This window comes from Pseudogracilibacillus amylolyticus (SeqCode) (genome assembly GCF_051918545.1).
Classification (GTDB): domain Bacteria; phylum Bacillota; class Bacilli; order Bacillales; family Amphibacillaceae; genus Pseudogracilibacillus.
This window is the reverse complement of sequence record NZ_JBPPZG010000165.1, coordinates 1-9,115: the sequence shown is the minus strand read 5'-3', so window position 1 is coordinate 9,115 and position 9,115 is coordinate 1. Positions and strand designations below refer to the sequence as shown.

Annotated in this window: 8 protein-coding genes; all 8 read right to left on the bottom strand. The window is 33.9% G+C overall.

Translation table 11 applies throughout. The features are described from left to right. The coding region (locus ACPYKA_RS15685; RefSeq protein ID WP_479543157.1) for an LON peptidase substrate-binding domain-containing protein at positions 1 to 638 on the bottom strand (638 nt) is incomplete at its 3' end. Between the two features lie 445 nt (positions 639 to 1,083). Further along, positions 1,084 to 2,358 (bottom strand): ATP-dependent protease ATP-binding subunit ClpX, encoded by a 1,275-nt coding sequence (clpX, locus tag ACPYKA_RS15680; protein ID WP_479543156.1) that lies wholly within the window; start codon positions 2,356 to 2,358, stop codon positions 1,084 to 1,086. Between the two features lie 528 nt (positions 2,359 to 2,886). After that, positions 2,887 to 4,179, bottom strand: a complete 1,293-nt coding sequence (gene tig / locus ACPYKA_RS15675; protein WP_479543155.1) for a trigger factor — start codon at positions 4,177 to 4,179, stop codon at positions 2,887 to 2,889. 138 nt (positions 4,180 to 4,317) lie between these two features. After that, positions 4,318 to 5,292, bottom strand: a complete 975-nt coding sequence (locus ACPYKA_RS15670) for a hypothetical protein (protein ID WP_479543154.1) — start codon at positions 5,290 to 5,292, stop codon at positions 4,318 to 4,320. Between the two features lie 46 nt (positions 5,293 to 5,338). Continuing rightward, positions 5,339 to 5,587, bottom strand: a complete 249-nt coding sequence (locus ACPYKA_RS15665; protein WP_479543153.1) for a hypothetical protein — start codon at positions 5,585 to 5,587, stop codon at positions 5,339 to 5,341. 399 nt (positions 5,588 to 5,986) lie between these two features. Then, positions 5,987 to 6,724 (bottom strand): oxygen-insensitive NADPH nitroreductase, encoded by a 738-nt coding sequence (nfsA, locus tag ACPYKA_RS15660; RefSeq protein WP_479543158.1) that lies wholly within the window; start codon positions 6,722 to 6,724, stop codon positions 5,987 to 5,989. 413 nt (positions 6,725 to 7,137) lie between these two features. Further along, positions 7,138 to 8,328: a KamA family radical SAM protein gene (locus tag ACPYKA_RS15655; protein WP_479543152.1), complete on the bottom strand. Its 1,191-nt coding sequence runs from the start codon at positions 8,326 to 8,328 to the stop codon at positions 7,138 to 7,140. 479 nt (positions 8,329 to 8,807) lie between these two features. Continuing rightward, on the bottom strand, positions 8,808 to 9,115 hold a 308-nt coding region (locus ACPYKA_RS15650), incomplete at its 5' end, for a cation:dicarboxylate symporter family transporter (RefSeq protein ID WP_479543151.1).

Sequence of the window (9,115 nt, the reverse complement as noted above, 5' to 3'; positions counted from 1 at the left end):
TTTCCAATTTCTCTTTCTAAATCAAGCACTTTCTTTTCATTCGTAATAATTGTTAATAAATGCTGCATACGTTCTTTTACATTGTCTATCTCTAATAATTCTTGTTTTTCTTTCACTTTGATTGGTAAATGTGAGGCAATCATAAAGGTTAATCGGCTTGGTTCGTCAATATCCGATACTGTCGCCAAAGTTTCCTTCGTTATTTTTCGCGACCCTTTTATATATTGGCCAAATTGAGATACGAGCTGGCGCATTAAAGCTTCTTCTTCATGAGAATCTTCAGAAATATCCTCTAATTTATTAATTGCTACTTTATATTCTTCATTATCCTCTTCAATATAACGAATTACTTCGGCACGATGTAATCCTTCAACTAAAACTCGAATAGTTCCATTTGGGAGTTTAAGCATTTGATTTATTTTTGCTAATGTTCCAATTCGATATATCTCATCGGGTTTAGGCTCCTCAATGGCGGCTTCCTTCTGGGATACTAGAAAGATTGCTTGATCACCCATCATAGCTGTTTCTAAAGAAGCGATTGACTTCTTTCTACCAACATCTAAATGTAAGACCATGGATGGATAAACGAGTATGCCGCGTAATGCAAGTAACGGCACTTGAACTGGTTCAACTGACATAATACGTACCTCCAACTATAAACATCTTTTAAGCATTAACTAATCCTTTACGGCATTACAAACTTTCATCTCTACAACGTGAGATAAGTACCGAATAAGGGATACACATTGACTGTCAGTCCATAAGGCGAAGTCAGAAAAATGTTACACCTATTCCAAATAAATGAACATTTTTTCCAAGAAAGCGGTAAGAAATTTGGATCTGAAATCTTTACAGCGAGATAATCATAAGTGCGATCTCAGAATCCCCTAATTCCTCATCTGCCTCATTACCAAAACTGAGTCAAGTCTACTTTATAGTATTTCCTATTCTAAATAAGCTAAACAATAATGCTAACAACAAGAAAAGACTGACTGTAACGGTCAGCATTACCCTGTTATATGAATTACAGGGGAGCATGAACTCAAGCTAGTCAGTCTAATCCTATACTTTTTTCTTTAAATCTTATGCACTTTCCTTCGGGATACTTTTTGTTTCTTCGATTGTTCCATCGGTATAAAGCAGTTTTGGTCGCATATTTTCTTTTATAACTGTTTCTTTCGTGATGATACACTTTTCGATATCTTCACGGGACGGTAATTCAAACATTATATCTAACATGATACTTTCAATGATTGAACGAAGTCCACGAGCCCCAGTTTTTCGTTCCATTGCATTTTTGGCAATTTCAACCAAAGCATCTTCCTCAAACTCTAATTCAACGTTATCCATTTGGAATAATTTTTGATATTGTTTTACCAATGCATTTTTTGGAATCGTTAAAATTTCAATTAACGCTTCTTCATCTAATGGTTCTAAACTAGCAATTACTGGCAAACGGCCAATAAATTCTGGAATTAGCCCGTAACTAAGTAAATCTTCTGGCAATACTTTTGACAGTAATTCGCCCATTTCTAATTCTTCATGTTTATTATCGTCGCCAAAGCCAATAACTTTTTTACCAAGTCGGCGTTTAATAATTTGATCTATGCCGTCAAATGCTCCACCGACGATAAAAAGAATATTTGTTGTATCAATTTGGATGAACTCTTGGTGCGGATGTTTACGGCCTCCTTGAGGCGGAACACTTGCTACGGTTCCTTCCAATATTTTTAGAAGTGCCTGCTGAACACCTTCCCCTGAAACATCTCTTGTAATTGAAGGGTTCTCTGATTTTCTAGCAACTTTGTCAATTTCATCAATATAGATAATCCCTTTTTCTGCTTTATCTATATCATAATCAGCAGCTTGGATTAATTTTAATAAAATATTCTCAACATCTTCTCCAACATAACCAGCTTCTGTAAGTGAAGTCGCATCCGCTATTGCAAATGGTACATTAATGATTCTTGCAAGCGTCTGAGCTAGAAGTGTTTTACCACTACCTGTTGGTCCAATCATTGCAATATTACTTTTGGATAACTCGACATCATCTGAGCTTTTAGGTGAGTTAACTCGTTTATAGTGGTTGTAAACAGCTACGGATAAATTTTTCTTTGCCTTTTCTTGACCAATAACATAATGGTCGAGTGTTTCACAAATTTCCTTTGGAGTTGGAATTTCTTCAACCTCTGCATCTTCTTCCATACCAATTTCTTCTTCGACAATTTCTGTACATAAATCGATACATTCATCACATATATATACACCTGGTCCAGCGACCAATTTACGAACTGATTCTTGATCTTTTCCACAAAATGAACACTTTAATTGTCCTTTTTCTTCATTGAATTTAAACATATTTTCACCCCTAAACGTTTAACTCTCTATATCAATTTTCAATGCGTTAAAGCAATCATATCAGATACAAATTGGAAAATAAAATAATACACCCTTGAATTATTGCGTCAACTAAAGGATTTTATTTTCGAACATCATCAAGAGAGTATTATAATTCTTAGTCAATATTAGCTATGTTCCTCTATTGTTCCATTTTATTAAATTTTTATAAATATATTCTCATTTTACATCGTTATTAAAATTCTATTTGCCACTTAGGGATTTAAATAAGTGAAAACAAGGTGCAGTATGTTTTGCACCTTGTTCTATCTGGTTGTAAGCTAATTGCCCTAAGTTTAAGTACTGAGTACTTAACACAAATTTCAACTTTTCTCCGTCTTACTATAGCGACCAACTCACGTCCACCCTTTGAACGAGCATGTTTCCTTTATCTCTTGCGTAAGAATGTTCGGTTACGTTCGCTATGTTGGATGTCTTCATTGAACTACCCATATTGCATGAGCCAAAGGAGATGCATCATTGAACGGTTTATACTGCTTTACTTTCGTCTACGATAAAGTTGATTGCTTTTTTAATTTTTAGGTCTTCTTTTAGTACGTCTGCATTCCCACCGAGCATACCGAGAATTTGATCTTTCTCCATATTATATAGTGATGCCATTTCTTCTAATTCTTGATCAATATCTTCTTCTGAAACTTCTAATTTTTCTTCTTCAAGAATAGCCTCAAGCGTTAGATTTGTTTTCACACGCAATTCTGCATCATTTTTCATTTGCTCTTTTAATTCGTCTTCAGATTGACCGGAGAATTGGAAATAGTTATCGATTGTCATTCCTTGCATTTGCAATCTTTGTTCAAATTCTCTCATCATTTGGTCAAGTTCTGTTTCAATCATCGCTTCTGGAATATCAATTTCAGCATTCTCAGTCACTTTTTCAATTAGCTGTTCACGCTTTTTGTTTTCAGCTTGCTGCTCTTTCTCTTTTTGAAGTTCTTCTTTTTTCTTTTCTTTTAACTCTTCTAGTGATTCAACATCTTCATCAACGTCTTTTGCAAAATCATCATCAAGTTCAGGCACTTCTTTTTCTTTTATTTCGTGAATATTCACCTTAAATACCGCTTCTTTTCCAGCAAGGTCTTCTGCATGGTAATCAGCAGGGAAAGTGACATTTATTTCTGTCTCTTCACCTGATTCTTTCCCGATTAACTGCTCTTCAAAACCTGGAATAAATTGTCCAGAACCAATTTCTAATGGATGGTTTTCTCCTTTTCCACCTTCAAAAGCTTCACCATCTAGGAACCCTTCAAAATCGATTACGACTGTGTTCCCTTCTTCAACTGTCCCTTCTTCTTTTAACACAAGTTCAGCTTGACTTTCTTGTAAAGCTTTCATCTCATTTTCTACATCTTCTTCGGTTACTTCAACGGATTCTTCCTCTACTTCTAGCCCTTTATATTCACCTAGCTTTACTTCCGGCTTTACAGTTACTTCACATGTAAAGATAAGATCTTTTCCGCGCTCAATTTCTTCAATATCAATTTGTGGTTGATCTACAGGGAAAATTCCTGTTTGATCAATAGCATCATTATAGGCTGTCGGTAAAACTATATCTACAGCATCTTGATATAATGATTCAACACCAAAACGATTTTCAAAAATTTTACGTGGAATTCTTCCTTTTCTGAATCCAGGTAATGTAACATCTTTAACTACTTTTTTAAATGCTTGATCTAATGCTTGTTCAAATTCATCTGCTGGGACATTAATTGTTAGGATTCCTTCATTTCCTTCTTTTTTCTCCCAATTTGCTGTTACTGCCATTTTATTCCCTCCAACTAATTGTAAACTATATATTTCATTACTTTTCATGTTTATTGATTTCATTTTTAATTCAACCATTTTAGTATAACATAATGATAGTTCCATTCAAATAATATACATTATTACTAATTTAAAATACTAATCTAGGCAAATGTTTACATATAGTTCATTCGATAGTTTAATGATATCAACATAGTCATTCACTTTTTTTTCATTTGTAATTTCTCTATGCGGTAGTGATAAATTTTCATGTCCTAATAAGATTAGCGCATTTTTAACATCGGTTAAATCATTGGTCGGGTAAAATTTTGGATATTGAATATAACTAAATTGATAAAGTAGTTCCTTAACTTGTAGATAAAGCGTTGGATTTTCTTGTTCGAGATTTTGTAATTGTTGCAATGTATTTAAATAAATTGGATGTTCCGATACTTTTTGCAATTTCTTTAGTTCTATCGTATGATTTTCTCCAAATTTCTCTACCGTCACGCTTGATTTAAAATTACTATCTATTAGTATTTCAATAATCTGCGTTTTGATTGCAGGATTAATTTTTTTCTCTTTAAGTAAATTTATAAACATTTCTGGTGGGTCAACTTTTAATTCCTTCCACTTATTAATTATATACCATTGTCTATGATGATTATCCTCTTTTACGGCATGATGAAGTTCATTAATTAATTCATCTGAACGAACAATATTCATTTGATAAGCTAACCGGTACAAATCACTAAACTTTTTTCTAAAATTATCTGGTATTGTATTTCTTTTTTCCTCAACTTTGATTAGATCAATAATATAGGAAAATTTATTAGTTTCATATAATATCATCATATAATAATCTAAATAATCATAATAGTGGGGATCATTGTAGTCCATTAATAAACTTTCACAAAATTGTTCTGCTTCTGTCAGCTGATTTAATTTGATTAAACAGATTAACTTACTTATATGAATTTCAAAGGAAGAGAATTGATGAGTAAGTAAGAAGTTTAGTTTTTTAAGTGCTTGTTCATAATTTTGTTGATGGATTAATTCAAAACTTTCCCGCTCTGCATTTTCTAATTCATTTCTTAGTGTTGGAAATAAAATGATATTATTTATGTTGCTCATTCATCCCACCTCCTCATTGTATGGTTCAAGCTATAAATATTATGGTTTATTCATCTTTTTTCTCTTTTTCCATCATATTTTTACTTCCACTATATAGTCCACTAGCAGATAATCCAAGTACTAGTCCAACAAGTACCCCTTCTTTTATACTACTACTAAAATAGAATACACCAAAAAGGATTCCAAGTAAAACCGCAAGAAAGGGAGAATATTTTGTTTTAAGTCCCGCCATTTTAAACAACTGTACAAGTCCCGTAATCACAGGAACAACAGCAATATCGTATATTTCAAACATGAAAAACACCTCCTATCATACTATATGCCTGTTTCATATAGAATGAACGGATATTATAGTTAAATTAAGAATTCAATTAACTTACCTAATCATGTTGAAATATGGGATTTATCCTCTAGAATAATAGAGATAACAGACTATTCAAATCAAATTTAATTCTCTAGGAGTGTTTATTTTAATTGGTGTTGCAGTGGAATCGCTGGAGAGTTATTATCCGTTTTATCGTTGTTTAGATTAAAAAGCGGTCATCTCCACATTTCAATGGGGGATGAATGACCGTCTTCTTTGTAGAATCTAACACTATCCGTATAGACGACAAAAGAAATCTAGTTACCGGACATTTATTGCTGGACTTTTTGAACATCCTCTTTAGGAGAGCTGAAAATACTCTCCTAACTTTTATTCTTGCAAAAAGCCTTTTGACTGAATGAACTCCTTTAGATGAGCTCGTCTTTTGTTTGGCCAGAAATCTGCCATTGTCTCCGTCCACGTCATATCCTTTTTATTTCTAGTACGTCGCTTGTAGTATTCGTTAAAAACATTGTCATATGTAATTAGCTGTTCGTTATACTTTGTCTCGTCATATTGATCAATATGAATGACAGACTCTACCGGCATTCTTGGTTTAACCTCATTTTCTTGATCGGGAACGCCAACAGTCATTCCAAAAAGAGGTATGACATGGTCTGGTAATTTGACTAATTCACTAATCTCTTTCGGGTTATTTCGGACTCCGCCGATATAACAAATACCATAACCTTCTGATTCAGCGGCAATTACAAAGTTTTGTGCTAAAAGTGCTGTATCGATTACAGCAACCAAAAAGTCTTCCACTGTATCCCCGAGGATATCTTTATCATGTAATTGAACCGCTTTTTGTCCCCGCTTTAAATCAGCACAGAACAATAACGATAATGCCGCAGTTTCAAATTGACGTTCATTCTTGGAAAGCTTACCCAATGCTTCAACTTTTGCAGGGTCCTTTACTTGAATAACGGAGTAGGCTTGAACAAAATGAGAACTTGCTGCATGTTGAGCGGCTTGTAATAACTCTTTAAACTTTTCATCGGAGATTGGTATATCCTTATATTTTCTTATCGATGTGTGAGATTTCAGTAAGTCAAGCATATTTATCAATCCTTGTATTATATATTTCAAGAGCAAAAACTTGCTCTTTGACAACTAAATAATTATGTTACCTTTGATTGTAGTAATAATAAAATTACCACAAATTTTTACTAAATTCTTATATTCCACCATCCATCATAGCATATTTAAAAATGTTATTAAAAAATGAGGTCGGATACAATTAGGATCGAGCGATCAAAACGTACAATGGAAGATGCATAGTAGATTCGAAGATACTAATTAAGTTCGCAACATGTACAGTCATTCGCCAAGATAGCAAAAACCGATTCAGGTAAAGTTATGTCGATGAAGAACGATACGATTTTTAGAAGGAGGCAAAAGAAGAATCCGAACTTATACAAATTTTTTGTATAATAGTTCGGATTTCTCTATGTTAAATCCCTTTTATTTTGGCTAAAAACTTAGTTTTGTTCAACTTTTCTTCGACGACGTCTACGTTGTTCTGGCATATCACTCATTTTATTTACAGACACAACTTCTTCAATTTTTTTCTCAGGCTTGTCCCAGTATTGTTCATTTCCTGGTAAGTCATCGAACCAAGCTGCATCTTTTGGACAATCTAAGACCATAAATTTACCATAGTTTCCATCGCGTGACTGGTGGAATTTTAAATATGCTTTTCCATCTTCAATCGCCAATATTTCTACTTTTCCTGCCGTATGGCTCATTGACAGTCGAACTCTTTTTCCAAGTCCAGACGTTTTTGCCTTCGCTCCTTCAACAATGTTATAAGCTTCTTCTAAAGTTAATACAAAATCTTCATTTCCTCTGACTGGACGGTTGATAAAGAAATAATAAGGGGTAACTCCAGCCCATGATAGTTTGTCCATTAATTCTCCCAATACATCTGGATCATCGTTAATTCCTTTTAATACCGGAGTTTGGTTAACGACAATTGCTCCAGCATCATGTAATGCTTGGAATCCTTTATATGCTTCTTCTGTTATTTCACGCGGGTGATTCACATGTGCCATTATATAAATACGTTTATCTTTTGTAGAGTGTTTGCGGATGACGTCGAGCAATTCTTGGTCTTCATAAATGCGCATTGGGTTAAAAACAGGTAATTTGGAGCCGATGCGGATAATCTTAACATGATCGATTTCACGGAGACGTGTGAAAATCATATCTAATCTTCTTGCAGCTAAAATGAGAGGGTCTCCACCAGTGAGTAAAACATTGTTGATTTCTGGGTGTTCACTTATGTACTTAATTCCAGGGTTCACATCGATCATTGCTTCTTTAACATCATTTCTAAAGAGGCGCTTTCTAAAACAATATCTACAATATGCCCCACATACTTCAGAGCAAATTAACAGAGCAGTAGTCGTATACTTATGTTGGCAACCAGGAACAACATAGTTTGTATCTTCATCAGAAGCATCCCAGCGACCGTAATCTGCTAATTCATTCGTATTTGGAATAACTAGCTTCTTGATTGGATCATTTGGATCTTCCCAATCAATTAAACCTAAATAATAATCATTTACCCGAAAGACAAACTTGTCTGTAATCGCTTTTAATTTTTCACGCTCTTCTTCAGGTATTTGTGTAATTTGATCAATGTCCGTAATATACCTTGGTTGTGCCATGAATCAATCTCCTCCATCGTTAAATTTTGTTAGCTGTTTCTTTTTTTTACAACAATTTGTCGCAAATATAGCTAATACTTGACAAAAGATTTACAAGAACCTTTTAATCTATTAATCAAGTAAAGAAACAGAATATTACAAGTCCTTATAATGAACATAACATATAACGACAGATTGTTCAAACAAGCTTTTGATTCTTTACAGATTCGACATAACTTTGTCAAAAATACTCAACCGAAAAGTTAGCATACATTTAATTGTGTACTATAAATTACTCATGAAATTTCGATTATGAAAAAAATGGTTTCAGATCCCATGTATTGTCATACATCCTATTACTATATGAATTAGTGACATCCCCCACTTAAAGCGTAATTGATCGCTTATGATATACCATGCATTTTTACTAGTGGGAGATGTACACTATTAAGATTCAAATTTTATAAATTTTGGTCTATCCTAGCCTCCCTAAACACTCCTTATTCGACCTCCGCTACTTCTATCCATTCTTTTCCATCCAAATGTCTCGTTACTACCATACTCGCCACGGTATCACCAGTTGAGTTTACCATCGTCGCTGGCGGATCCACTACTACACCAATAGCTGAAATAATCGGTAATGCTTGAATCGGTAGTCCATATAAAGTTACAATCATCATTTCCCCAATAAAACCGCCACCAGGAATTCCACTCATTACAATACCCGATAGTAAACATATTCCAATTGCTGTAATGAATGTGCCAATCCCTGAAAAGTCCATATTAAATACTCCAAATACAAAAGCAA